Source organism: Nonomuraea sp. NPDC047529 (assembly GCF_040642995.1).
GTDB lineage: Bacteria > Actinomycetota > Actinomycetes > Streptosporangiales > Streptosporangiaceae > Nonomuraea.
On sequence record NZ_JBEYTJ010000062.1, the window covers coordinates 13727 to 37959 of the forward strand.

General features: G+C 72.3%; 27 protein-coding genes and 2 pseudogenes. 14 read left to right on the top strand and 15 right to left on the bottom strand.

Annotation, left to right across the window (positions count from 1 at the left end; all coding sequences use genetic code 11):
- Nucleotides 1-92: 92 nt before the first annotated feature.
- On the bottom strand, nt 93-1280 hold the full coding sequence (metK, locus tag ABZ815_RS49270; RefSeq protein WP_357709444.1) for a methionine adenosyltransferase: 1188 nt from the start codon (nt 1278-1280) through the stop codon (nt 93-95).
- A 403-nt stretch (nt 1281-1683) separates the two neighbouring features.
- Here metK and ABZ815_RS49275 point away from each other — a divergent pair, with 403 nt between their 5' ends.
- On the top strand, nt 1684-2511 hold the full coding sequence (locus ABZ815_RS49275) for an S-methyl-5'-thioadenosine phosphorylase (RefSeq protein WP_357709446.1): 828 nt from the start codon (nt 1684-1686) through the stop codon (nt 2509-2511).
- A gap of 75 nt (nt 2512-2586) precedes the next feature.
- On the opposite strand, the gene ABZ815_RS49280 is transcribed toward ABZ815_RS49275, so the two are convergent.
- From ABZ815_RS49280 to ABZ815_RS49290, 3 genes are all read right to left on the bottom strand, one after another.
- Nucleotides 2587-2850 carry a phosphopantetheine-binding protein gene (locus tag ABZ815_RS49280; protein ID WP_357709449.1) on the bottom strand — a complete coding sequence of 88 codons (264 nt, stop codon included), beginning with the start codon at nt 2848-2850 and terminating at the stop codon, nt 2587-2589.
- A 53-nt stretch (nt 2851-2903) separates the two neighbouring features.
- A complete protein-coding gene (locus ABZ815_RS49285) occupies nt 2904-3146 on the bottom strand; it encodes a phosphopantetheine-binding protein (RefSeq protein ID WP_357709452.1) in 243 nt (80 codons plus the stop codon).
- A gap of 97 nt (nt 3147-3243) precedes the next feature.
- Nucleotides 3244-4218: a prephenate dehydrogenase/arogenate dehydrogenase family protein gene (locus tag ABZ815_RS49290; RefSeq protein ID WP_357709455.1), complete on the bottom strand. Its 975-nt coding sequence runs from the start codon at nt 4216-4218 to the stop codon at nt 3244-3246.
- 158 nt (nt 4219-4376) lie between these two features.
- Here ABZ815_RS49290 and ABZ815_RS49295 point away from each other — a divergent pair, with 158 nt between their 5' ends.
- Nucleotides 4377-5279 (top strand): alpha/beta hydrolase, encoded by a 903-nt coding sequence (locus ABZ815_RS49295; protein ID WP_357709458.1) that lies wholly within the window; start codon nt 4377-4379, stop codon nt 5277-5279.
- Here ABZ815_RS49295 and ABZ815_RS49300 read toward each other — a convergent pair.
- The 4 genes and pseudogenes from ABZ815_RS49300 to ABZ815_RS49315 all read right to left on the bottom strand — a co-directional run.
- Nucleotides 5246-5368: pseudogene (locus ABZ815_RS49300) on the bottom strand (ferredoxin); the annotation flags it as partial. The gene ABZ815_RS49295 and the pseudogene ABZ815_RS49300 sit on opposite strands and share 34 nt — an antisense overlap.
- Complete coding sequence (locus tag ABZ815_RS49305) at nt 5365-5988, bottom strand: TetR/AcrR family transcriptional regulator (protein WP_357709461.1); 624 nt, start codon at nt 5986-5988, stop codon at nt 5365-5367. The pseudogene ABZ815_RS49300 and the gene ABZ815_RS49305, both read right to left, overlap by 4 nt.
- A gap of 118 nt (nt 5989-6106) precedes the next feature.
- Nucleotides 6107-7162 carry a helix-turn-helix transcriptional regulator gene (locus ABZ815_RS49310; protein ID WP_357709463.1) on the bottom strand — a complete coding sequence of 352 codons (1056 nt, stop codon included), beginning with the start codon at nt 7160-7162 and terminating at the stop codon, nt 6107-6109.
- Between the two features lie 293 nt (nt 7163-7455).
- The gene (locus ABZ815_RS49315) at nt 7456-7752 is read right to left on the bottom strand and encodes a hypothetical protein (RefSeq protein WP_357709466.1); all 297 of its coding nucleotides are present in this window, start codon (nt 7750-7752) and stop codon (nt 7456-7458) included.
- A 64-nt stretch (nt 7753-7816) separates the two neighbouring features.
- On the opposite strand from ABZ815_RS49315, the gene ABZ815_RS49320 reads away from it, so the two are divergent.
- Nucleotides 7817-8347 (top strand): NUDIX hydrolase, encoded by a 531-nt coding sequence (locus ABZ815_RS49320; RefSeq protein ID WP_357709468.1) that lies wholly within the window; start codon nt 7817-7819, stop codon nt 8345-8347.
- 215 nt (nt 8348-8562) lie between these two features.
- Here the strand turns inward: ABZ815_RS49320 and ABZ815_RS49325 are convergent, their stop codons facing one another.
- Nucleotides 8563-8997 carry a hypothetical protein gene (locus ABZ815_RS49325; protein ID WP_357709471.1) on the bottom strand — a complete coding sequence of 145 codons (435 nt, stop codon included), beginning with the start codon at nt 8995-8997 and terminating at the stop codon, nt 8563-8565.
- 158 nt (nt 8998-9155) lie between these two features.
- Between ABZ815_RS49325 and ABZ815_RS49330 the strand changes: the two genes are divergently transcribed.
- The 4 genes from ABZ815_RS49330 (at nt 9156) to ABZ815_RS49345 (ending at nt 13033) form a co-directional block, all read left to right on the top strand.
- On the top strand, nt 9156-9785 hold the full coding sequence (locus ABZ815_RS49330; protein WP_357709474.1) for a DUF998 domain-containing protein: 630 nt from the start codon (nt 9156-9158) through the stop codon (nt 9783-9785).
- A gap of 41 nt (nt 9786-9826) precedes the next feature.
- Nucleotides 9827-10198 carry a YciI family protein gene (locus tag ABZ815_RS49335; protein WP_125629542.1) on the top strand — a complete coding sequence of 124 codons (372 nt, stop codon included), beginning with the start codon at nt 9827-9829 and terminating at the stop codon, nt 10196-10198.
- Between the two features lie 67 nt (nt 10199-10265).
- Complete coding sequence (locus ABZ815_RS49340; RefSeq protein ID WP_357709477.1) at nt 10266-11507, top strand: sigma-70 family RNA polymerase sigma factor; 1242 nt, start codon at nt 10266-10268, stop codon at nt 11505-11507.
- A gap of 221 nt (nt 11508-11728) precedes the next feature.
- On the top strand, nt 11729-13033 hold the full coding sequence (locus ABZ815_RS49345; RefSeq protein WP_357709480.1) for an MFS transporter: 1305 nt from the start codon (nt 11729-11731) through the stop codon (nt 13031-13033).
- A 234-nt stretch (nt 13034-13267) separates the two neighbouring features.
- On the opposite strand, the gene ABZ815_RS49350 is transcribed toward ABZ815_RS49345, so the two are convergent.
- Nucleotides 13268-14500, bottom strand: a complete 1233-nt coding sequence (locus tag ABZ815_RS49350) for a serine hydrolase domain-containing protein (protein ID WP_357709483.1) — start codon at nt 14498-14500, stop codon at nt 13268-13270.
- A gap of 235 nt (nt 14501-14735) precedes the next feature.
- On the opposite strand from ABZ815_RS49350, the gene ABZ815_RS49355 reads away from it, so the two are divergent.
- A complete protein-coding gene (locus ABZ815_RS49355) occupies nt 14736-15512 on the top strand; it encodes a MerR family transcriptional regulator (protein WP_357709486.1) in 777 nt (258 codons plus the stop codon).
- Between the two features lie 20 nt (nt 15513-15532).
- On the opposite strand, the gene ABZ815_RS49360 is transcribed toward ABZ815_RS49355, so the two are convergent.
- Both ABZ815_RS49360 and ABZ815_RS49365 read right to left on the bottom strand, forming a co-directional pair.
- Nucleotides 15533-16330 (bottom strand): NAD(P)H-binding protein, encoded by a 798-nt coding sequence (locus ABZ815_RS49360; RefSeq protein WP_357709489.1) that lies wholly within the window; start codon nt 16328-16330, stop codon nt 15533-15535.
- Between the two features lie 68 nt (nt 16331-16398).
- Nucleotides 16399-17670 carry a cytochrome P450 gene (locus ABZ815_RS49365; RefSeq protein WP_357709492.1) on the bottom strand — a complete coding sequence of 424 codons (1272 nt, stop codon included), beginning with the start codon at nt 17668-17670 and terminating at the stop codon, nt 16399-16401.
- 390 nt (nt 17671-18060) lie between these two features.
- On the opposite strand from ABZ815_RS49365, the gene ABZ815_RS49370 reads away from it, so the two are divergent.
- Nucleotides 18061-18798, top strand: coding sequence for an aminoglycoside phosphotransferase family protein (locus ABZ815_RS49370; protein WP_357709495.1), 738 nt, complete (start codon nt 18061-18063; stop codon nt 18796-18798).
- A 141-nt stretch (nt 18799-18939) separates the two neighbouring features.
- On the opposite strand, the pseudogene ABZ815_RS49375 reads toward ABZ815_RS49370, so the two are convergent.
- A pseudogene (locus ABZ815_RS49375) lies at nt 18940-19179 on the bottom strand (DUF664 domain-containing protein); the annotation flags it as partial.
- Nucleotides 19180-19244: 65 nt separating this feature from the next.
- Here ABZ815_RS49375 and ABZ815_RS49380 point away from each other — a divergent pair.
- From ABZ815_RS49380 to ABZ815_RS49395, 4 genes are all read left to right on the top strand, one after another.
- Complete coding sequence (locus ABZ815_RS49380) at nt 19245-19871, top strand: hypothetical protein (RefSeq protein WP_357709498.1); 627 nt, start codon at nt 19245-19247, stop codon at nt 19869-19871.
- Nucleotides 19868-20026 (top strand): hypothetical protein, encoded by a 159-nt coding sequence (locus ABZ815_RS49385; protein WP_357709501.1) that lies wholly within the window; start codon nt 19868-19870, stop codon nt 20024-20026. The genes ABZ815_RS49380 and ABZ815_RS49385 overlap by 4 nt, the downstream gene beginning before the upstream one ends.
- Nucleotides 20027-20123: 97 nt before the next feature.
- Complete coding sequence (locus tag ABZ815_RS49390; protein WP_357709504.1) at nt 20124-21599, top strand: MFS transporter; 1476 nt, start codon at nt 20124-20126, stop codon at nt 21597-21599.
- Nucleotides 21596-22042 (top strand): MarR family transcriptional regulator, encoded by a 447-nt coding sequence (locus ABZ815_RS49395; protein WP_357709507.1) that lies wholly within the window; start codon nt 21596-21598, stop codon nt 22040-22042. Before ABZ815_RS49390 ends, ABZ815_RS49395 begins: the two co-directional genes overlap by 4 nt.
- A gap of 2 nt (nt 22043-22044) precedes the next feature.
- Here the strand turns inward: ABZ815_RS49395 and ABZ815_RS49400 are convergent, their stop codons facing one another.
- Nucleotides 22045-22605: a GNAT family N-acetyltransferase gene (locus tag ABZ815_RS49400; RefSeq protein ID WP_357709510.1), complete on the bottom strand. Its 561-nt coding sequence runs from the start codon at nt 22603-22605 to the stop codon at nt 22045-22047.
- 26 nt (nt 22606-22631) lie between these two features.
- A complete protein-coding gene (locus ABZ815_RS49405) occupies nt 22632-23045 on the bottom strand; it encodes a MerR family transcriptional regulator (RefSeq protein ID WP_357709513.1) in 414 nt (137 codons plus the stop codon).
- A gap of 54 nt (nt 23046-23099) precedes the next feature.
- Between ABZ815_RS49405 and ABZ815_RS49410 the strand changes: the two genes are divergently transcribed.
- Nucleotides 23100-24050 carry an SDR family NAD(P)-dependent oxidoreductase gene (locus ABZ815_RS49410; protein WP_357709516.1) on the top strand — a complete coding sequence of 317 codons (951 nt, stop codon included), beginning with the start codon at nt 23100-23102 and terminating at the stop codon, nt 24048-24050.
- Nucleotides 24051-24233 lie beyond the last annotated feature (183 nt).

Consider the following 24233-nt stretch of genomic DNA (forward strand, 5'->3'; position numbering starts at 1 on the left):
GCCCCGGAAATGCGGAACGGCGGCAGGAAGCTGACTTCCCGCCGCCGTTTCCAGCCATTTTCCTTTTTCCCGGACGCCTGCCGGGTCCACGGTCAGAGCCCGGCCGCGGCACGCAGTTCCTCCGTCCGGTTCACCCGCTCCCACGTGAACTCGTCGCGGCCGAAGTGCCCGTAGGCGGAGGTCTCCGCGTAGACGGGACGCAGCAGGTCCAGGTCCCGGATGATCGCGGCCGGCCGCAGGTCGAACACCTCGCGAACGGCGTCGTGCACCCGCTCCCTGGGCACCCGCTCGGTGCCGAAGCACTCCACGAACAGGCCCACCGGCCGCGCCTTGCCGATCGCGTACGCCACCTGGACCTCGCACCGCCCGGCCAGCCCGGCGGCGACCACGTTCTTGGCCACCCAGCGCATGGCGTAGGCGCCCGACCGGTCCACCTTGGAGGGGTCCTTGCCGGAGAACGCGCCGCCGCCGTGCCGGGCCATGCCGCCGTACGTGTCGATGATGATCTTGCGTCCGGTCAGGCCCGCGTCGCCCATCGGGCCGCCGACCTCGAACCGGCCCGTGGGGTTGACCAGCAGCCGGTAGCCGGTCGTGTCGATCCCCGCATCGGCCAGCACCGGCTCGACGACCTCGCGCGTGACGTCGGGGGCCAGCATGTCGGTCAGCCCGACGTGGGCGGCGTGCTGGGTGGACAGCACGACGGTGTCCAGGCGGACCGGCCGGTCGCCCTCGTACTCGACGGTGACCTGGGTCTTGCCGTCCGGCCTCAGGTACGGCACCGTCCCGGCCCTGCGGACCTCCGCCAGCCGCCGGGCCAGCCGGTGGGCCAGCATGATCGGCAGCGGCATCAGCTCGGGCGTCTCCTCGCACGCGTAGCCGAACATCAGGCCCTGGTCGCCGGCGCCCTGCCGGTCCAGCTCGTCGGCGGCGTCCTCGTCGCGGTGCTCGCAGGCGTCGTCCACGCCGCGGGCGATGTCGGGCGACTGGGTGCCGATCGACACCGACACGCCGCAGGAGGCCCCGTCGAAGCCCTTCTGGGAGGCGTCGTAGCCGATCTTCAGGATCGTCTCCCTGACCAGGCCGGGGATGTCCACGTACGTCTGCGTGGTGACCTCGCCCGCGACGTGCACCATGCCCGTGGTGATCAGCGTCTCGACCGCGACGCGGCTGCCGGGGTCCTTGGCCAGCAGGGCGTCCAGGATGCTGTCGCTGATCCTGTCGGCGATCTTGTCGGGGTGGCCTTCGGTGACCGATTCGGAGGTGAACAAACGACGTGACACCGACGCCTCCTAGTAGGGCAGCCGGCGCCCCGAAGGGGTGCGCAGGTCGAGTGCGGTCACGGGCGGACGCGGTTTCTTCGGCCGCGGCACGCGAATCACTTTGGGCATGGGACGGCTCCACATCTTGGCGGCGGGAAAACTCGAATTTCCCGGACACAGATCATCCAAGATTCGCGTCGAGCATTCTTCTCCGATGACCTGCGCGGCGAATGTTCGTTCCGAGAATAACCACGGCCGGGCGTGCCGGGTTCTTTCCCTGTGCGCCATCGGGGCCGGTCGGGCAATTCAGGAGATGCCTCGTACGCTCCGGCGGAGCCACGATGCTCCTGATGCCCGGATCGCCCTTCTGTCGGGCGGATCACCCACGCCGGGTCCCGGCCGCCCCGGCGACGAAAGGCTGATCATGAACGGAATCAGCGCGGAGATCGGGATCATCGGCGGGAGCGGGTTCTCCTCGGTCGCCGACGGCGTCCGGGAGGTCGCGCTCACCACCCCGTACGGCGAGCCGTCGGCTCCGCTCTCGCTCGCCCGGGTAGGCGGCCGCACGGTCGCCTTCCTGCCCCGCCACGGACGCGACCACCGCCGGCCGCCGCACCGCATCAACTACCGGGCCAACCTGTGGGCGCTGCACTCGGTGGGCGTGCGCCAGATCCTCGCGCCGTGCGCGGTCGGCTCGCTCCGGCCCGAGCTGGGACCCGGCGTGCTGGCGGTGCCCGACCAGCTCGTGGACCGGACCTCCGGACGGGCGCAGACGTACTTCGACGACGCGGCGGTGCACGTGCCGTTCGCGGACCCGTACTGCCCGGTGGGCCGGGAGACGGTGCTCGACGCCGCGGCGGCGACCGGCCAGGACTGCGTGGACGGCGGGACGATGGTGGTGATCGAGGGCCCGCGCCTGTCCAGCCGGGCCGAGTCGCAGTGGTACGCCGCGCAGGGCTGGTCGCTGGTGGACATGACCGGCTGCCCGGAGGCGGCGCTCGCCCGCGAGCTGGCCCTGTGCTACGTGCCGGTCGCGCTGGTGACGGACCTGGACGCCGGGCTCGGCGTGGGCTCGGGCGCACGCCGGGACGAGCTCTTCACGATCTTCCACGAGGGTCTGGACCGGCTGCGGGCGCTGGTGGTGGCGACCGTGGCCCGGCTGCCGCGCACCCGTACGTGCGACTGCGCGCGGGCCCTGGACGACGCCGCCCTCCCCGCCGAGGCGGACCACCTCGGCCCGCTCCCGGCCTGACCTTCCGGGAATCCCGGAGCATGCGGAAGCCCGGGTCCCCGACGCCCCGCGGGAACCCGGGTGAGATCGCGGCGCCTACACCGACATCGGCACGTGCGCGTCCAGGGCGACGCGTTCGACCAGCGCCTCCAGGTTGGGGTCCGCGTCGAAGACGTCGCCGACGTCGATGGAGACGCCCAGCTCCTCCTTGATCCGCCCGACCATCCGCGCCGCGGCCGCGAACTCCCCTTCGAGGTCGGAGAACGTCGCCGCCTCCAGCCCCTCGGGCACGTCGAGCACCTCGTACCAGATGTCGCCGACCTTCTCCCGGAGCTCGGAGAGGCTGAGTTCGCCGGTCATGGGCCGTCCCTTCTCAAGGTCTGCAAGTGATTGTCGCAACGGCTCCCGGGCGGCTACATCTCCGAGAGTGCCCTGGCCCTGACCTGGCCGAGCAGCGCGTCCAGCGTCCCGTCGCGCAGCAGCGCGGCCAGTTCGACGGCCACGCCGAGCCGGTCGTGGATCTGGGCGGCCATCCGCAGCGCCGCGAGCGCCGTGCCGCCGAGCTCGCCGAAGGTGGCGTCGGCCTCGTCCGCGCCGACGTCGAGCACCGTGTTCCAGATGTCGGTGACGTGCCTGTCGACGTCCGCCGGATCCACGTCGCCCACCCTCCCCTGAGGCTCCCTTGGGGGGACCATAAGGCGCGGGGGCGGCGGGCGCTTGTCCCCACGTGCGCACCTGCGTCGCCGTCCGAGGTCAGGACGCGGCCCGTTGCGGTTCCCGCGTCCGTGACAACGCGCGGACGATGCGCGCGTGCCCCTCGTTCCCTCTGGCCAGCACGTCGGCCACCGGGCCGTCGTCGGCGGCGCGCAGGGCGGCGGCGACGCGGCCCAGGTCGCGGCCCATCGCGTCCAGCAGGTCGGCCACCGGGGCCGCGTTGTGCGCCAGGATGTCCCGCCACATGCCGGCGGGGCTGCCGGCCACCCGCGTCACGTCCCGCAACGCCCCGGCGGCCAGCGCCAACCCGTCCCCGCCCGGGGCCGCATCGGCGAGCCCATCCACGTCACCGCCCATCGCCGCACCGGCGAGCCCGTCCACGTCGCCGCCCGGGATCGGGTCGGCGGGCCCGTCCGGGTCGCCGGTCGCGAAGCGGGCGGCGAGCGCGGCCGACAGGACCAGCGGCACGTGCGACACCGCCGCGACGGCCCGGTCGTGGGCGTCCGGCGCGAGCAGCGTCACCTCGGCCCCGCACGCGGTCGCCAGCGCCGCCGCCGTGCGCAGCGCGCGCGGCGACAGCGCCGGATGGGGGCACAGCGCCCACGTCCTGCCCTCGAACAGGCCCGCCCGCGCCGCTCCGGGCCCGGACACCTCCCGCCCGGCCATCGGATGGCCGGGCACGTAGCGGGCCAGGTCGCAGCCGTTCCGCTCGGCCTCGGCGAGGATCCGCGTCTTGGCGCTGGCCACGTCCGTGTAGACCGTCCCCAGCTCGCGGTCCTGCGCCTCACGCAGGACGGCGGCCACCGACGAGGGCGGCGTGGCGATCACGACGACGTCGGCCGGGCCCGCACCGGTCCGCAGCGCCGTGCCCGCGCCCATCCGCGCGGCCTGCGCCAGCGCCCACGGGTCGTGGTCGGCCAGCTCGACCCGCACGCCCGCCCGCCGCAGCGCGCACGCCACGGACGTGCCGATCAACCCACAGCCGATCACCACGACACGGCGGATTGGGGACATGGCCGGAACCTCGCTTCCCTGGGACGTCACTCCCCCATGGTCGCGGCGCGAGGCGCCCGGCGGCGGTACGCGGACCGTCTTCTTGCTGCCGCCCCACGGCACGTTCCTGCCAGCGCAACCCCAGGTCAAGCCTCTGGACGCGCTCCTACGATCACGACATGTCCTACTACGACCTGCTGTCCCGGCCGGTACGCCCGCCCGACCGCGTGCTCCGCTACGGCGACCGCCACCCCGACCAGGTGATCGACGTCTACGAGGGCACCGGCCGCCCGCCCCTCGTCCTGCTGCACGGCGGCTACTGGCTGGCCGAGTACGACAGGAGCCACACCCGTCCCATGGCCGCCGCCCTGGCCGCGCTCGGTCACACCGTCTGGCTGCCCGAGTACCGCAGGGTGGGCCAGGAGGGCGGCGGCCACCCGGGCACGTTCGACGACGTGGCCGCCGCGCTGGACCTCGTACGGGCGGAGTGCCCGTCCGGGGTGCTGCTGGTGGGCCACTCCGCGGGCGGTCACCTCGCGCTCTGGTCGGCGCTGCGGCACCGTCTGCCGCCCGGCTCCCGCTGGCACGCCGAACCGGCGGTCAACGGCGTGGTGGGCCTGGCCGCCGTCTGCGACCTGGGCGAGGCGTTCACGGCGGGGCTCGGCGGCGGCGCGGCCCGCGCCCTGCTCCACGACCGCGCCGACCTGCTGGACGAGGTGGACCCGATGCGCCTGCTGCCCCACGACCGGGGACCGCTGGTGCTGGTGCACGGCGTCAGGGACCGCGTGCTGCCGGTGTCGATGAGCCGCCGCATGGCGGCGGGCGAGACGTCGGCCGTCCTGGTCGAACCGGCGGACGCCGGCCACTTCAGCCTGATCGACCCCCTGTCGAGCACCTGGCCCCTGATCGTCGCGGCGGTGGAGGCCGCGGCGGCGTATGAGCCGGGGCCCGCCGAACCGGGAGGCCGGGAGGCGGCGGGTCAGGAGAGTTCGACCGCGCGTTCCGGGCAGTTGGCCGCGGCCAGGCGGGCCGCCTGCTCCTCGCCCGGCGGTACGGCGCCGTCGCCCAGCACCTCCCCGTAACCCTCGGCGTCCTCGCCGAACAGGGTGGGCGCGAGGTCGTAGCAGCGACCGTGCCCCTGGCAGCGCCCAGGGTCGATGCGCACGTTCATGACGGTGCTCCGTTCGGGGTGGGGGCGGTTCGGGAGGAGGTCGTGAGCGCGCCGACGACGCGGGCGAGCAGGGCCGCCCACTCGTCGTCGTCAACGGCGTGCAGGTCGGAGGTGACCAGGGCGCTGCCCATGGACAACAACAGGCAGAAGTGGGCCAGCGCGGCGGGCGACAGCGCCGGGTCCAGCTCCCCCCGGTCCTGGGCGAGGCGGGCCAGCGCGGCCATCGAACCGGCGCTCTCGCCGACGTAGTCGCGCATGGGCCGGGCGACGTCCTCGTCCCGGCGGGCGGCGACGAGTGCCTCGACGATGAGGTAGCCGGGGGCGTCACGACGCTGCGGCAGCCACCGTCCGATCTCCAGGAGCAGATCGGGGACGGGCCGGTCGGGGTCGGCGGCGAACAGGTCGGCCAGCCGCCGCCGCCCGTGCGCGCGCAGCGCCGCCACCAGCAGCTCGGCCTTGGAGCCGAAGTGCGCGTACAGCGCGCCGTTGCTCACCCCGGCGGCGGCGGCGATGTCGGCGACGCGGGTGCCGTCGTACCCGCGCTCGGCGAACGCCTCTGCGGCGGCGCGCAACAACCGTTGACGAGTCTCGGCGGCGGTGACGCCGGCGATTCGGCCCATGGCAGCATTAAACAGCCCGCCCACCCGGAACGTGACCATCAACCGGCCCCCTCGCCCCCACGCGCCGGCCCCCCGACGAGCAAGCGGCAGGTGTCCTCGCCCGGCTGATCCGGCTCCGCTAGTCGAGCCAGCCCAGCCGGGTGGCGCGGACGCCTGCCTGAAACCGGCTGGTGGCGCCGAGCAGCGCGCTCACTTCACCCACCACGCGCGTGACCGTCCGGGTGGAGATCCCCAGCGTGCGGGCGATCGCCGAATCCTTGGCGCCGACGGCCAGCAGACGCAGGATGGCGCGCTGCTGCTCGGTGAGCGCCCCGGCGTCCGAGGAGCCGGGGACGTCCTTCGGCTCCGACGCCGTCATCCAGCAGTTGTCGTACAGCGCTGCCAGGGACCTCACCACTCCCCCGCCGCGGATCACCAGCGCGCCGGCGTCCAGGTGGGCGGGGTCGGCCTGGACGACGGCGGTGTGCCGGTCGTAGACGAGCATCCGGGTGGGCACGACGGGCGCGGCCCGCACCTCGCGGCCCTGCCGCGTCCACCGATCCACGAACCCACGCAGTACCGGCTGGGAGAAAGAGCTCTGCGCGTGCAGCGCGCGCACCCGCACCCCTCTGGCGAGCGCGCGCTCCGATCTCTCCAGGCCCTCTGCCAGCGACGCGGGCGTCCAGTCGGCGACCGGATGCATGCTGAGGATCTCGTGCCCGGCCTGTTCGCTCAGTTCCGTGATGCGCCGGGCCAGCCGCGTCGCCATCTCGTCCCGCGTGAAGAAGTCGACGTCCATGTCACGCTCGGCGCGGCCAGGCAGGTTCAGGTAGCTCCTGGCGACCGCGGCGACCGCGACGTGCTGCTCCACCAGGCGGTCCAGGAGGCGGTGGCTCTCCTCAAGGCTCCGCCTGAGCATCGCCGCGGCGTCCACCGGCGCCTCGGCGTCCGGGTCGAGCAGGCGCAGCCGGGTGAGATGCTCCTGGACGCGGGCGATCTGCGCGGTGGTGACTCCCATCGCCGCCGCCGCGTCGGTGAGCGACTCGGCGCGTTCCAGCATGCGCGCGTAGATCGCCCTGCTGACCTGGTCGTCGTCTTCGTACGGCACGCCGGCCGCTCCTTTCTTCTTGTCTTCGACTTCGACGAGGCCGGCTGTGGGGTCACGGGCGAGCAGGCGCTCAGCGCGGTTGCGCATGGATCACTACTATGCCTGATGGTAGATGCTCTCTTCGGGGCCAGCGTGGCCGGTGAGGTCAAGGGTCGCAGTGCTCGACAGATGCGGGGCGAACGGGCCCCGGAGTTGGATGACGGTGACCGCGATGGTCCAACGATACTCCTTAGTAGTTTTGGAGAGGTACCGCCTCGTTGGAGCCGGGTCGCCCGGGGCTCACATCCGGGGTGCGTGCGCGGCCAGGTCCTCGGTCACGGGCAGGCACTGGGCCTCCAGGACGGCGGCTATCCGCTGGACCTCCAGCGGTACGTTCTGGATCACGGCCAGCTCGTGCGCGCGACGCAGGCAGGCGGCCGCCTCGGCCGGGCGTCGCAGCGGATGACCCGCCGTCGCGCCTTGGCCCAAGTGGTGAAGACGAAGTGATGCAGCCACTCGTTCTTGAGCGCACTGAAGAACGACTCGGCCAGCGTTGTCCCAGCAGTCCCCGGTACGTCCACCGAGCGGCACATGTCCAGGCCCGTCAGGGAGGAGCCGAACTCATCTGAGGTGTGGTTCGAGGCGCGGTCGGTATGGAATGCAGCGCCGGGCTGGAGCAGGCCGGCGCCGGCGGCCATCCATCCGGATCGCGTCCTTGACCAGGTCGGCGCGGTTGGGGCAGCGACAGGAAACACTGGCCCCATGACGTATCCGGACCTGCCCTTCTCCCACGTCAAGATCCGTGTCGCCGGCCTGGTGTTCTGCGGGCGCGAGCTGGCACTCATCCGCCGTGACCGGCCGTCGGGGGCGCTGTACACGCCACCCGGCGGCAACGTGCACCCCGGAGAGGACCTTGTGGACGCCTTGAGCCGGGAGCTCGCCGAGGAACTGCGCCTCGACCTCGGCGATGCGACCGTGCCACAGCTGTGCTGGATCCAAGATCAGATGATCACCAGGCCCGGTCCGACCCCGCCCCCGCGCAAGCTCCACCTGATCTTCCGTCTGCACATCACCCCGGAGGTGCGCGCCAAGCTCGCCACGGTCGAGTACGACGAACTCCCGGACGGCACCAGCGAGCCGGGGATCATCGAGTGGGTGGACCACCGGCAGGCCGCGCGGCTGAACCTGTTCCCCCTCATCGGCGTGGCGGTGAGCACGCTGGCCGACCCCACCGCGCCTCCCGCGCACCCGTACCTGACGCCGATGACCGACGCCACCTACACCTGGAGGTAGGCATGGTCTCGGGCGACGTACCGGAGTCGCGCATCGCCCCTGCGAGGGGTTCTTCTGGTCGCCGTGATCGCTCATGTACGTGATGACAAACCGTTGTCGCATACATGAGCGATCAAGCCCGGCCGCTGCGGTCTCGTTCGGTCAGCCCGGTTTACGGCGTCGCGTCGGGCCCCGTCCCACCCGAGTGATCCGGCCCGGCAGGCCCGGCCCCGACGTCAGAGCCGGGTCATGGTGGATTCGTAGCCGCCTCCACCGGGGTAGACCCATGCGCCGGTGACGGTGGTGCCGTCAGCGCTGAACGTGCCTTCGTAGTAGGCGGGGCCGCCCTTCACGCCGCCCCAGATGGTCAAGGTGTCGCCGGACAGCTCGTACACGTAGTCAAGCGTGTTGCCGGTCGAGTCGTAGAAGCGGGACACGACGTCCGCCCCGGCCGGCTCGCCGAACGGGCGCAGATTGCCGATCACTTCCAGACCGGTGACGGGCTGGCCGAACTGGGCGAGGTCGACGTGCTGGAGCAGGAAGAAGCCGCCGGGCATCCACTCGTACCGTACGGTTCCCTCGGCGCCGCCGGTGATCGCCCAGGTGCCGACCAGGCGGTCCAGGGCCTTCAGTGCGGCGCTCGGCTCGTAGGTCTCCGACATCTCGGACATTTCATTCTCCTTGAGGTTTGGTCAGTGCTCGCCGGTACCTCGGAGGCCGCCCACGGGCCTCGACACGTCCGAGTGGTGATTCAGATCACATCCCTGCCGGTGTCGAGAAGCCGGACCCCGCCACGAGGTAGCGGCAAGACCCCATCAAGGAGGAAGTCATGGCCGCCACAGCCGCCACCACCCGCCCGTCCGGCCACCTGCTGCTCGCCGCCGCCCTGGCCGGGCCGGTCTTCTTCACCTCGGCCGTCGTCCAGATGCTCACCCGCGAAGGCTTCGACCTCGCCCGCCATCCGATCAGTCAGCTCTCCACCGGCAACCTGGGCTGGATCCAGATCCTCACGTTCGTGCTGGCCGGCGTGGGCGGCCTGGCGCTGGCCGCCGGTGTGGGGCGCACCCTCACCGAGGGGATCGGCCGCCGGGCGCTGCCCGTCCTGGTCGGGATCTTCGGGGTCGGGATGATCGCGGCCGGCGCGTTCACCATGGACCCGGAGAACGGCTTCCCCGCCGGAACCCCCGACCAGCCGGTGGCGCAGATGTCCTGGCACGGCGTGGCGCACTCGACCGCGGCCGCCCTCTCCTTCACGGCGCTGGCCATCGCCGCCATCGTGCTGGCCGTCCGCTGCGCCCGCCGCCGCGCCGTACCGGCCGCGGCCGGCAACGGCGCCGCCGCGCTCGTCCTGCTGCTGCCCATGTCGCCGGAGCACATGAGCGTCCAGATCGCCGTCAACGGCCTGGTCGCCTTCACCTGGACGACCGTCCTGGCCCTGTCCCTGCGCCGCTCCGCCTGACCTCACATACCCTGTACCGACGTTCGACAAGAGGATCCGCCATGAAGTATCTGCTGCTCGGCTACACCCCCGCGGCCGCCTGGGACGCCGCGACCGCCGACGCCCCGTCCGAGGAAGCCCTGGCGGCGTTCGCCGCCTACCAGAGGTTCGAGCAGGAACTGATCGCCACCGGCGAGTTCGTCGGCAGCGAGGGGCTCGGCCATCCGGCGGTCAGCACCACGGTCAGGAGGTCCGGCGACGGCGTGGTGGCGACCGACGGACCGTTCGCCGAGCTGAAGGAGGTCCTGGCCAGCTTCGCCGTGATCGACGTGGCGAGCCAGGAGCGAGCGGTGGAGATCGCCTCCCGGATCGTCGAGGTGCTGGGTGAGCCGATCGAGATCCGGCCGATCATGGGCGAGGACTTCACCGGGTGACCCCCGGGCCGCGCGGCGCCGGGCACGAGCGGACGGCCGTCACCACAGCGGGAAGGGCACACGCAGCGTGAACGCCGACATCGAACACCTCCTGCGGGTCGAGGCGCCCCAGGTGCTCGGCGCGCTGGTACGCCGCTTCGGCCGGTTCGACGTCGCCGAGGACGCGGTGCAGGAAGCGCTCCTGGCCGCGAGCCGCGCCTGGCCGGCCGAGGGCGTACCGGACAATCCGCGCAGTTGGCTGATCCGCGTCGGCTACCGGCGGATGGTCGACGCGCTCCGCGCCGACCAGGCCAGGCGCCGGCGCGAGCAGGAGGCCGGCGTCGCCGAACTCGCCCTGCAGGAACCGGCCCGCCGGCCCGGCCCGGCCCGGGAGACCGACGACAGCCTCGCCCTGCTGCTGCTGTGCTGCCACCCCACGCTGAGCGCCACCTCCCAGGTCGCGCTCACGCTGCGGGCCGTGGGCGGCCTGACCACCGCCGAGATCGCGCACGCGTACGGAACAACCGAGAACACCATGGGCACCCGGATCAGCCGCGCCAAGCAGCAACTGGCCCGCGCCGGCGCCCGCTTCACCCCGCCGGCCGACCTGAGGCGCGACGGCAGGATGGCCGCCGTCATGCAGGCGCTCTACCTGATCTTCAACGAGGGCTACACCGCCTCCACCGGCGACCGGCTCGCCCGCGTCGACCTGACCGGCGAGGCCATCCGGCTGACCCGCATGCTCCACGCCTCCGTGCCCGACGACGCGGAGGTGACCGGCCTGCTCGCGCTGATGCTGCTCACCGAGGCCCGCCGTCCCGCGCGCACCGGTGGTGACGACGAGCTGGTGCCCCTGGACGAGCAGGACCGGACGCGCTGGGACACCGGCCTCATCGGCGAGGGCACCCGACTGATCGACGGCGTCTGGACCCGCCGCGAGGTCGGCCCCTACCAGCTCCAGGCGGCGATCGCGGCCGTCCACGCCGCGGCCGCGTCGCCGGAGCGGACGGACTGGCCGCAGATCGCGGCGCTCTACCTGTGGCTCGAACGGCTCACCCCCACCGCGCCGGTACGGCTGAGCCGGGTGGTGGCCGTGACCAAGGCGTACGGGCCGGCCCGGGGACTGGCCCTGCTCGACGACCTCAACCACCGCTTCCAGCTCGACCGGGACCCGCTGGTCCGGCGACGCGAACACGCCGTGCGCGCCCACCTGCTCTCGATGACCGGCGACGCGACCGGCGCGGCCCGGCTGTATCGCGAGGCGGCCTCCCTGACCGGCAACCAGATCGAGCAGCGATACCTCCTCGACCGCGCCGACCACCTCGACTGAGGCGCCCGGCCTTTCCGCAGTTCGGGCAAGCCCCGGCTGCACGTGGTCATGAACGTGGCGTCAGCCGGCCGCCGAGGGCCGAGGTGGACAGCGTCACCTCCGGTAGGTATCTTCTCCGGGTCCCGCCCGACCTCTCCGCAACCGGAACCGGCGCAACCTCCGCCTCCGAGAGTGGCGCCTCAGGCCGAGTGACCGCGCCTCTCATCCAAGGAAGACGCCTCGTGACCGACATCGTCCCGCTGCGGAAGAACGTGCGTTTTCAGCTGCTGTGGGTCGGCAGCGCGGTCTCCGAGCTGGGGTCGGAGCTCACCAGGCTCGCCATGCCGCTGCTGGTGCTGGCGCTCACCGGCTCGCCTGGGTTGGCGGGCATCGTCGCCGGAGCCCGTACTGTCGCCTTCCTCGCGGTCCAGATGCCGGCCGGCGTCTGGGTGGACCGGTGGGACCGCCGCCGCACGCTCATCACGGCCCAGGGCCTCCAGGCGGTTGTCTCCGCAGTGCTGACGGCGCTCGTCATCACCGGTCATGTTCAGGTCTGGCAGTTCATCACACTGGCTGTGCTGGACGGGCTGTGCGTCGCGTTCGTCGGTCCCGTCCAAGAGACGGCGATCCGCGGCATCGTCCCCTCGGGCCAACTGCACAGTGCATATGCACAGGAGGAGGCTCGTACCCACGCGGCTGGTCTGATCGGCCCTCCGCTCGGCGGCCTGCTGTACGGCCTGGGCCGGGCGGTGCCCTTCGTCGTCGACACCATCACCTTCCTTGCCGCCACGCTCTTCTACGCCCTTGCGAAGGTGCCGCGCCGCCCGGCGGACGAGCCGCCGACCTCTGCCCGAGACGACGGCGAGGAGCAACGGCCGATCCGGCGTGGCATGCGCCGGGAGGCGGCCGAGGCCATCGCCTGGCTGTGGCGCCGCCACGGCCTGCGGGAGGTCACCGCGGCGGTGATGATCCTCAACCTGCTGGGCGGAGCGTTCCTCATCCCGCTGATCGTGCTCGTCGGCGAACGCGGCGGTGACGCGCGCGTCACCGGCACGGTCCTGGCCGGCCTCGGAATCGGTGGACTGACCGGTGCGCTGCTGTCGGGCCGCATCAGCAGGCTCCTGCCGCCCGGCAGACTCCTGCTGGCCGTCGTGACGATCTTCGGCGCCGCGCTGGCGGCCACGGCACTGCCCTGGGGGGCGTGGTGGCCGATGATCCCGCTGGTGTTCATCACCCTGTCGACGCCCTCACTGAACGTCGTGATGAACGTCGTGGTCGCACGAATGGTGCCGGAGGCGATGCTCGGCCGGATGGGCGCGATCCTGAGCATGGGCGCGATGGCGCTCAAGCCCATCGGGCCCGTACTCGGCGGGGCACTGGCCGCGTCACTGGGCGGCGCGGCGGCGCTCGTCGTGCTGGGCGGACTGCTCGCCCTGACCGCCGCTGTGGCCGCGCTCAGCCCGGAGCTGCGCCGCTTCACCGGAGAAACCTCCACCGCCGAGGACGACACTTCAACCGGTGACAAGGCTCCGCGCGCTCCCGCCTAGTGCCGACTTGACGACGGTCGCAGCCCTGGGACGGAGCCCGAGCCCCTTGTCCGCGGCCGAGTACGGTGGGCGTGTCGGACGGTTCGGGCCCCGTCGTGCCGGCCAAGCCGTACGACGACACCAGCCAGGTGTGGGTGCTCGGCCATGACCCGATCACCATCCAGAGCTTCACGTACGACTACCGGCCAGAAGCGGTCCCAGCCGTCGCCCTCCGGCTGGGACGGGGGTGTCGCTTCAGGAGTCGATGGCCTGGTAGAGGGTCGTCCAGAAGTCGTGGATGAGATGGATCGAGTCGAAGGTGGACATCCCGACCTGGGTGAGCAGGATGCCGGTGAGCCCCTCGGCCGGGTCGGCGTAGGCGGTGGTGCCGGTTCCGCCGTCCCAGCCGAACTGGCCGACGGAGGCGTGGTCGCCGCGGTGGGTGCGCACCGCCATCCCGAAGCCCCATCCGCCGTGCAGCCCCTGGCCGGACGACAGGTGGACGAAGTCCCTGTACATGGCGTCCCGGGCGGCCTGCTGGCCGAGGGTGAGGCGGTTGGTGGTCATGAGCTCGACGGCGGGCCGGGACAGGATCCGTTCACCGCCGTGCACGCCGTGGTTCAGCAGCATCCGGAAGTAGGCGTGGTAGTCGTCCACGGTGGAGACCAGCCCGCCGCCGCCACCCTGGAAGGCCGGGGGCCGGCTGGTCCTGCCGCCCGCCGCCTCGTCCCAGACCAGGAACTCCCCGGTCCCCGGGTCGGGCCCGTACAGGGGCGGCAGCCGGTCGATCTTGTCGGCGGGCACGTGGAAGGCGGTGTCCTTCATGCCCAGCGGATCGAGGACGCGTTCGCGCAGGAACGCCTCCAGGGACCGGCCCGCGACCCTGGAGACGAGCACGCCGACCACCTCGTTGCTGAGGTCGTACTGCCACCGCTCCCCCGGCTGGTACGACAGCGGCAGCTCGCCGAGCCGGCGCATCCACTCGTCCGGGTGGGGCGCCGGCCCGGACGCCACGCCGTAGTCGGTGCGCTCGAAGATCGCGGCCCTGATCGGGGCGTCCAGCAGCGCGAAGTCCACGCCGAGGCCGAACGTGGAGGTCAGCAGGTCCCGTACGGTGATCGGCCGCCGCGCCGGCACGGTGTCGTCCAGCGGGCCGTCGGGCCGCCTGAGCACCCGCCGGTCGGCCAGTTCGGGCAGCCAGGGGTCCACCGGGTCGTCCAGCCGCAGCCGGCACTCGTCCAGCAGGACCATCGCCGCCGCCATCGTCACCGGCTTGGACACGGAGGCCATCCGGAAGATCGTGTCCCGGCTCATCGGCGGGCCACCGTCGTGCCGCATCGTCCCGATCGCCTCCACGTGCGTCTCCTCGCCCCGGCTGACCAGGGCCACCAACCCGGGGATGCGCTTGGACTCGACGTGCCGCGCCAGCACCTCGCGCAGCCGGCGCAGCCCCGCCGAGGAGAAGCCGATGTCGTTCCTGGTCGTCATGATCGGTCGTCCTTCGTCTCGTGATGGTCGTCGTCCGGCACGGCTCGAAGGCGCGATGGCGGGCCATCGGGGGCCTTCGGGACGGCCGTGCGACGAGCCTGGACCCTGACCCAAGGTCAAGGTCAACTCCTGCCGCGGCGACCCGACGGACGAGACGTAGGTGATGAATCGCCGCAGACGCGCGCTACTCTCACCTCTGTGCATGCGTACGTCCCGCCCGAGGAGCGCTGAGCCGATGGCGGACGGGCTCACGATCGGTCAGGCGGCGGCGTTCGTCGGCGTCACCGTCAAGACCGTGCGGCACTACCACCGGCTCGGCCTGGTCCCCGAGCCGGACCGGGACGGCTCCGGCTACCGGCGTTACCGGTCGGCCGACCTGCTCCGGCTGGTCCAGGTCCGGACCGTCGCCGCGGCCGGTGTGCCGCTGGCCGAGATCGGCGACCTGCTCGACGCCGATCCCGAGCGCTTCGCCGCCGCCCTGGACGACGTCCGTCGCAGGCTGACCGAACGCATCGACGACCTGGTCGCCCGCCGCGACACGCTGCACCGGCTCGCCCACGGCGACCGGGTCCTGCTGCCCGACCGGGCCTGCGCGGTCCTGGACCGGCTGGCCGCCCTCGGCTTCGACGCCGAATACGTGGCCATCCAGCGGGAGGCCCTGGTGCTGGCCAGGGCGCTGATCCCGGCGATCTTCGACAGCTTCCTGACCCGGCTCGAACATTCGCTGGACGACCCCGAGCTCGTCGAGCTGACCAAGCGCGGCCTGGAGGCCAGGGACTGGGACCCGGACGACCCCCGGATCGAGCACCTGGCCGCCGCCCTGGCCGCCAAGCTGCTGGCCGGACGGGCGGCGCACGGCATGCCGGAGGGGTTCGGCAGGCAGCCGGACGCCGCCGCCCGCTACGGGCTGGTCAACCACCACGGAGAAGGCCGGGAGCCGTCCATCGCCCGCCTGAACGCCCTGGTCGAAGCGGAACTGCGCGCGGCCGGCGTCGACCTACCCCGCCAGTGACGGCACGGCGCCGCTCGGCTCTATCCCAGGAACTCGCGCAGCGAACGCGGCGGGCGGCCCAGGATGTCGGCCACCGTCGTGGTCGTGGTCGCCCAGCGCCCGTCCCCGAGCTGCGACATCAGGGTGGCCAGGTCGCGGGCGGCGGGAGCGGGCATGCCGCGCCGCTCCAGGTGCGCGGCGGCCTCCTCGACGGGCAGGTCCACGTACCGCACGTCCCGGCCGAACGCCCGGGTGAGCTCGGCGGCGATCTCGTCATGGGTGAGCGCCGCCGGCCCGGTCAACTCGTGGACGGCGTCCGCCCCGACAGGACGGGTGAGCAGCGCCGCCGCGACCGCCGCGATGTCACGCGCGTCGATGTACCCCACCCTGCCGCCGCCGTACGAGCCGAAGATCCGCCCTTCCTCGTCGACGTCGCCCGCGAGGTTCTGCATGAAGCCGACAGGCGCCAGGATCGACCACGGCACCCCGGATGCCTTGAGATGCTCGTCGACCTGTCCGTGCAGCCCGAACCCGAGCAGGCTGCCCGGCGTGACGCCGCGCACGGAGACCGTCACCACCTGGGCCGCCCCCGAGGCCGCCGCGTGGTCGATGACCGCCCGGTGGGCGCGCACGAAGCCGGGCCACTGCGCGCTGTTGAGGAAGAGCCGGTCACCCGGCTCGACCGGGATGCTCTCCGGCCTCTCCAGGTCGCCGACCACGTAGTCGCAGCCCAGCTCCACGCCCTGTTCCGCGCGCCGCACCACGGCCAGCGCCGCGCCGCCCAGCTCCTGCGTCAGCGCACGCCCGATCGTGCCCGTCGCGCCCGTCACCACGATCATCACGCACCCCCTGAACGAATGCCGGCTCCCAGTTCTACACCAACCGGAAGGCCATCGTCCACTTAGGGTCAGCCGATGCGCAGCGGCAGGGTTCGGGGACCGCGTACCTGGCTGGCGGCCCAGGTGACGGCGTCGGGGTCGGCGAGGGTGAAGGTGGGGATGCGTTGGAGCCAGACGTCGAGTGCGGTGCGGAGTTCCATGCGGGCCAGGTGGGAGCCGACGCAGCGGTGGATGCCGAGTCCGAAGGCGGCGTGGCGGTTGATCTCGCGGTCGATGCGGATGTCGGTGGGGTGGTCGAAGTGGGCGGGGTCGCGGTTGGCGGCGGGGAAGGAGAGCAGGATCCAGTCGTCGGCTTTCATGTCGACGCCGTTCCAGTGCATGTCGTGTTTGACGAGCCGGGCCATGGTGACGGGGGCGTAGGCGCGCAGGAACTCTTCCATGGCGGTGGGGAGCAGGGTGGGTTCGGCGACCAGGCGTTCGCGGTCTGCGGGTGTTTTGGCCAGGTGCCACAGGGAGGCGCCGATGGCGCTCCAGGTGGTGTCGATGCCCGCGATCAGCAGCAGGGCGATCGTCCCGACGACGTGGACGGGGTCCAGCTTCGCGCCGTTGAGCTCGGCGTCGAGCAGGTACGAGGTGAGGTCGTCACGCGGGTCGGCCAGGTGGTCGTGGATCTGCTCCACCAGATAGGCCGACAGTTCGGCGAAGCGTTCCAGCCGCACTTCGGTCGGTTCGTTCACGCTCTCCAGGGCGTTCTCCACGAACCGCCTGAACCGGTCGGCGTCCTCGGGTGGGAAGCCCAGCATGTCGGCGATCACCCACATCGGGATGTACTGGGCGTACTCGCGGGCCGCGTCCACGACCTCGCGCCCCTCCAGGCCGTCGATCAGCTCGTGGCACAGCGCCCGCGTCGACTCCTCCCGCCTGGCGACGGCCGTCTTGGTGAAGGCGGGCAGCAGCAGCTTGCGGGCGTCGTGGTGGAAGGGCGGGTCGGACGAGATCGGCGGCACCCCGCCCACCGGCGCGAGCTCCCTGGGCGGCTTGACGTTGCCGACGACGACCGCCCGCGAGGAGAACCGCTCGGTGTCGTAGGCGACGGCGGCGACGTCCTCGTAGCGGGTGGGCAGCCAGACCCCGCCGAACCGGTCGGTGTGCGCGATCGGGCAACGTTGCCGCAGGTCGTCCTGGATCGGGTACGGGTCGGCGGCCCACTGGGGGTCGACATGGGAGAAGTCGGTGGCCCAGTCCGAGACCGGATCGGTGACGATCTCGCTGACGGTGCCGCGCAGCCGGGCCCTGCGCGTCTCTTCCAGCTCCGGGCCGAAACGGTCGTCCACGGTCATCTCGCAGCTCCATCCCTGACGTCGATGAACCGGTCGGAGTCGATCTGAGGTGAATCACGCCCTCCATCGAATTAAAAAAGCATTCATTTGATACGTCAAGACACCCCCAAGGACACCACCGCTTGTCTGGCGGCCTTGGGATGACGGTCCGTCACAGCAACTGGAAGCGGACATGGAGGCGCGCGATCGGGGTTGGCAGTAGCGGCGTGTACGGCAGGAGGTTCGGCCCGGAGAATGACGACGGTCTGGTCCCGGCGTCCGGCGTTTGGTGGTCGCTCCGCGCCTGGCGAGTTGTTCGCGCCGCGGGTCGATCGGTTGGCGGTGCGGAACGGGTGCCCGCCGTGGGTGGGTGTTGCGCTTGAGACCTGTTGAACAGGAGACCTTTCATTGATGCGACCGACCCCCGCTGAGGTTCCCCTGACCGGAGGACGCATCACCTCAGGAGTCGTCCGGGTCGCCGATACCGTTCGGCGGCCCGCCACGGCCTCCTCCGCCTTCGTCGCTCAACTACTCACACACCTTGAGCAATGCCAGTTCACGGGAGCACCGCGCTATCTTGGACGAGACGAAGCCGATCGCGATGTTCTCACCTACCTGCCCGGCTGGGTGCCGGCCAGGTTCCAGCGCTGGAGCGACGCCCAAGTTGCTTCAGCTGGGGCGCTTCTTCGCTCGTTGCACGACGCCACCCGCAACAACGGACTCACCGGGGAGCACCCCGTCGTCTGCCATCACGACCCTGGACCCAACAACACGGTGTTTCGAGCTGGGCTCCCCGTCGCCTTCATCGACTTCGACACCGCCGCCCCCGGTGATCCGCTCGATGACATCGGATACATGGCCTGGACGTGGTGCATCTCCTCCAAGACCACCTGGCCGCCGGCCACCGCGCAAGCCGCCCAGGTGCGGGTGCTCGCCGACGCCTACGGACTCACCGCCGCGCGCCGTGCTGCCGTCGTCGATGCGATCCTCGACCGCCAATCCCGCAACGCCCGCTGGTGGGCAGAACGCCTGACCGACTCCAGCCACCTGGCCGGTCCCGAACAGATCACCTCCCGCATCGCATGGTCCGAACGCGAACACGGCTACACCAGTGCCAACCGCCTTGTCTTCGCGACGGCACTGCGCTGACACCGAGCATGCTTCTGATCGCATGGGCCGTGAACGATAGTTGGCGGAATATGAGTTTCGGCGTTTGTGATCCTGCTGGTAGGGGGGCGAAGGTGAACCGTGGCCCCCACCCTTGACGAGGCCACGGTGGCGCGATCGTGGTCAAGCCTTGATGGGTGCGGCCGCCGCGGCGGCCAGTTCGATCTTCGCGCAGTAGGCCGCACGGGCTTCCTCGTCGATCTGCTTCTCGTGTTCGGGGCGCACCCCGGTCCGGCCGTCGAGGCCCTCGCGCAGGATGTCGGCGTGCCCGGCATGCCGGTTGGACTCGCCGAGTACATGGACCAGGACGGCGAACAGGTTCGTGTTGGGACAAGGCTCCGGCCACCACGGCACGTGGCCGGGGGCGTCGAGGGGAAGCTATCCAGCCGCCGCCGGCACCGGCGCCGGCGCAGGTGCAGCTCACCAGTGTGAGCTCGCCCGCCCCCGGCCCGACCTCCGGCCGCGGCGCCGGCACCGGACGCAGCGGCGGCGGCACCAGCAACCCCGGCGCGTGCACGAGCCAGTCGTGCATGCTGCGGTACACCGATCCGGCCGCCGCCCAGCGCATCGCCGAGCTGATGGCCGAGAACAAGCGCATCGCCGACGCGCTCGCCGAGGAGCAGGCCAGGCGCAGGCAGGCCGAGGAGGCGCTGCAGAAGGAGAAGCAGAAGAAGAAGCGCGGCTGGTGGGACCGCTGGGGCCGGACGGTGGCGGCGGTCGCCGTCGGCGTCGTCGGCACGGTGGCCGTGGGCGCGTGCGGCGTGACCGTGGTGTGCGGCGTGGCGCTGGGGGCCGGGATCGGCATGGCGAGCTACTCGGTGCAGAACGCGGGCTCCGACCGGTTCAGCGTGACCGGCCTGGCCTTCGCCGGGCTCACCGGGGCGGCGCTGGGCGGCGCCGGCCGCTACCTGAAGGCGGGCCAGGAGCTCGCCAAGGCCCAGGCGGGGGTGAAACTGCCGATGGGCACCGAAGTACTGAGAAGGGCGCGGAACATGGCCACACAACCCAAGGCGACCTGGTCGTTCACCAACTGGTTCAAGTTCCACAAGCCATGAGCCGGCTGACGGAGATCCTGCGCAGGCCGCGTACGTGGGCGGTCGTCGGAATGCTGGTCGTGGTGGACCTGCTGGCGGTCCTCCTGCTGCCCGGGGAGGTGTCGGTGTACGCGGTGATCGCGCTGACGATGGCCGCCGCGATGTTCATCGGCTAGCCCGTCCGCGGCACGTTCGATGATCGGGCGATGGCCGCCGCGTCCCTTTCGGGGGGTGCGGCGGCCATCTGTTTAGTTATGCGAATATAATCGTTATATGCCTATAACCAGCAGGGCGCCCGTCTTGTCCACGTCCGCGCTCAGCCCCCGCCGGCGGCTGCTCGTGCTGGCCATCTGCTGCATGAGCCTGTTCATCGTCGGGCTGGACAACACGATCGTGAACATCGCGCTGCCCGCCATCCGGCGCGACCTGAACGCCTCCATGTCCGGACTCCAGTGGATCATCGACGCCTACACGGTGGTGCTGGCGAGCCTGCTCATGCTGGCCGGCTCGACCGGCGACCGGGTCGGCCGCCGGCGCACGTTCCAGACGGGGCTGGCGCTGTTCACACTCGGCTCGCTCATGTGCTCGCTGGCGCCCGGCCTCGGCTGGCTGATCGCGGCGCGGGCGCTGCAGGCCGTCGGCGGGTCGATGCTCAACCCGGTCGCCATGTCGATCATCACGAACACCTTCACCGAGCCGCGCGAGCGAGCGCGGGCGATCGGCGTGTGGGGCGGCGTCGTCGGCGTCAGTATGGCACTCGGCCCGCTGGTCGGCGGCATGCTGGTGGACTCGGTCGGCTGGAAGTCGATCTTCTGGATCAACATCCCCGTCGGGCTGGCCGCGTTCGCGCTGTGCGCGCTGTTCGTGCCCGAGTCGCGCGCGCCGCGCCCACGCCGGGTGGACCCGGTCGGGCAGGCGCTGGTGATCGTGCTGCTGGCCACCCTGACGTACGGCTTCATCGAGGCGCCGGCCGCCGGCTGGGGGGCGCCGCGCACACTGGGCTGCTTCGCGGTCGCGGCGCTGGCGCTGGCCTTCCTGGCGCCGTACGAGCTGCGCCGCACCGACCCGCTCATCGATTTGCGCTTCTTCCGCAGCGCGCCGTTCACGGGGGCCACCGTCATCGCGGTGTGCGGCTTCGCCGCGCTGGGCGGGTTCCTGTTCGTCAACACCCTCTACCTCCAGGACGTCCTGGGCCTGTCCGCCCTGCACGCCGGCCTCTACACGCTGCCCATGGCCGGGCTGACCGTGGTCTGCGCGCCGCTGTCGGGCCGGATCGTCGGGAACGCCGGGCCCCGCGTCCCGCTGCTGGTGGCCGGGATCACCATGACGGCCAGCGGCCTGATCATGACCGGGCTGGCGGCGGACACGCCGACCTGGCGGCTCATGGCCGCGTACGTGCTGTTCGGGGTGGGGTTCGGCATGCTGAACGCGCCCATCACCAACACCGCCGTGTCCGGCATGCCGCGCGCCCAGGCCGGCGTGGCCGCGGCGGTGGCCTCCACCAGCCGCCAGATCGGCCAGTCGCTCGGCGTCGCGGTCATCGGCTCGCTGGTCACCTCGGCGGTGGCCGGCCCGTTCGCCGCCGGATTCCCCTCGGCCAGCCACGTCGGCTGGTGGATCGTCGCCGGGTGCGGGCTGGCCATCCTGCTGCTCGGTATCCTGACCACGACCGGCTGGGCCCGCCGCAGCGCCACCCGTACCGCCGAACGGCTCGCCCACGCTCCCGACAGAACGGCGGACGCGTCATGACCGACACCTCCGGCCAGGAGGCCGTGGCCCGCGTCTGGGCGGCCATGTACGACCTCGTCCTGCGGCAGGAGGACCGCCGCAAGGAGGTCGCCGAGACGCTCGGCATGAGCTTCTTCCGGGTCAAGGCGCTGCGCCGCCTGCTGGCCGGGCCGATGACCATGCGGGAGCTGACCGCGGAGCTGTCCACCGACAAGCCGTACACCACGCTGATGGTCGACGACCTGGAGCGGCGCGGCCACGTGACCCGCAGCGTCTCCCCCGACGACCGCCGCAGCAAGATCGTCGCCCTGACCCCGGCGGGGACGGCCGCCGCCGAGGAGGCCGAGCGCATCCTGGCCCGCCCGCCGCGCTCCCTGCTGGCCCTCGACCCCGGCGACCTGGCCGCCCTCGACCGCATCATGGCCCGCCTGCGCGCCCCGGAGGAGGCCGCGCGGCAGCGGTGAGGTCAGCCCCCGAACCCGGACAGGGCGGCGACGCCGAGTGTCTGCTCGGCGCCGAACTCCTCGAAGGTGGCGACGGGCCGGAAGCCCAGGCGGGCGGCCAGCCTCAAGGAGCGTCCGTTCGCCGTCCGGGTGACGACCACGACCGGCTGGTCGGGCAGCTCGGCCGCCGCCGCCCTCAGCGCGGCGGACGCGGCCTCGTGCGCGAACCCGCTCCCCCACGCGGCGCGCCGCAGCACGTACGACAGCTCCAGCTCCTCGCCGTCGCCGGTCACGTGCCCGGGACGGCCGGCCGCCCGGCGGTCGAGCGACAGCGTCCCGAGGAGCCCGTCGGTGACGAGGTCCGCGATGACGTAGGCGCCCGGGGCGGCCGTCGCTCCGGCGGTCCCGGCGGCGTCGAGGAACCGCTCGACGTCGCCGCGTGGGCGCGGGCCGCCCAGGTGCTCGCGCACCTCGGGGTCGGTCATCAGCTCGACGAGACCGTCACGGTCGGCGTCGCGGGCCTTGCGCAGCAGGAGACGCCCTGCGGCGATCTCGGTGGCGGACAGCGTCGGCAGGTGGCTCATGGAACCTTGATCCTAGGACCGGCGAACTACGGGGACGGGGACCAGACGCCGGCCGCGGTGCCGTCCTGGACGTGCCGGCGGTAGGTGACGACCTTGCCGTGGATGATCTCCAGGCTCGCCGTCAGGTCGGCTATCCGGTCGCGGACGGCCCGTTCGTGCTCCTCCAGCAGCTCCAGCCGCTCCGGCTCGTTGCCCGGCCCCGACCGCACGAGATGGGCGAACCTCCGCAGGGTGGCGATCGGCATGCCGCTCTCGCGCAGCCGGTTGCACAGCAGCAGCCACTCCACGTCGGCCCGGTCGTAGGCCCGCTGCCCGCCGGCGGTACGCGGGATCGGGCGCAGGAACAGCTCCTCGCGTTCGAAGAAGCGCAGCGCGTGGACGCCCAGCCCGGTGACCCGCGCGACGTCCCCGATGGACAGGCGGTCCGCGTCCCTGCTCATGACACCTTCCCATAGCTTGACCTAGATTGCACTCTAGATTCTACGGTCGGGGGCATGGCACGTACACACCACAGAATCGGCTCGGGTTTCGGCGCGCACAGCACGGCCGACGACGTCCTGACCGGCGTCGACCTGTCCGGCAGGAACGTCCTGATCACCGGCGGCTACTCGGGCCTCGGCCTGGAGGCGACCCGCGCGCTGGTACGGGCGGGAGCGCACGTCGTCGTGCCCGCCCGCCGTCCCGACGTGGCGAAGGACGCGCTGCGCGACCTCCGCCGCACGGAGGTGCGCGAGCTGGACCTGGCCGACCTCGGCAGCGTCCGCGCCTTCGCCGACCAGTTCCTGGAGACCGGCCGCACCCTCGACGTCGTCATCGGCAACGCGGGCGTCATGGCCTACCCCCACCGGCCCGTCGGCCCCGGCTGGGAGGCGCATCTCGCCATCAACCACCTCGGCCACTTCGCCCTGGTCAACCGGCTGCGCCCGGCGCTCGCCGGGGCCCGGGTGGTGTCGGTCTCCTCCTCCGGGCACTTCCTGTCCGACATCCGCTGGGACGACCTCCACTTCCGCCACGGCTACGACCAGTGGACGGCCTACGGGCAGTCCAAGACGGCCAACGCCCTGTTCGCCGTCCATCTGGACGCCCTCGGCGCGGCCGACGGCCTGCGGGCCTTCGCCGTGCACCCGGGCAGCATCCTCACCCCGCTGCAGCGCCGCATCCCCCACGAGGAACAGGTCGCCCAGGGCTGGATCACCTCCGGCGGACGCCGGGCCGACGGCTTCAAGACCCCGGAACAGGGCGCGGCTACGGCGGTCTGGGCGGCCACGTCACCCCTGCTGGAGACGCACGGCGGCGCCTACTGCCAGGACTGCGACCTCGCCGAGCCGGCGACGGGCGACGACATGCTGGTCGGCGGCGTCAAACCCTGGGCCCTCGACCCCGACTCCGCCGCCCGCCTGTGGAAACTCTCCGCCGCCCTGACCGGCCACGACGCCTTCTCCTGACCGCCCGGCTCACCCGCGGCGGCCGGATGGCCGGGGACGGCGACGGGGGGGCCCCCCCCCCAAAACGGGGGGGGCCGGGGGGGGGGGGGGCGGGGCGGGGGGGGGGGCGGGGGGGGGCGGGCGGGTTGTTTAGGTCGTGGCCCCCCGCGGTGCAGGCGGGGGGGGGGGGGGGGCCGCCGAGAG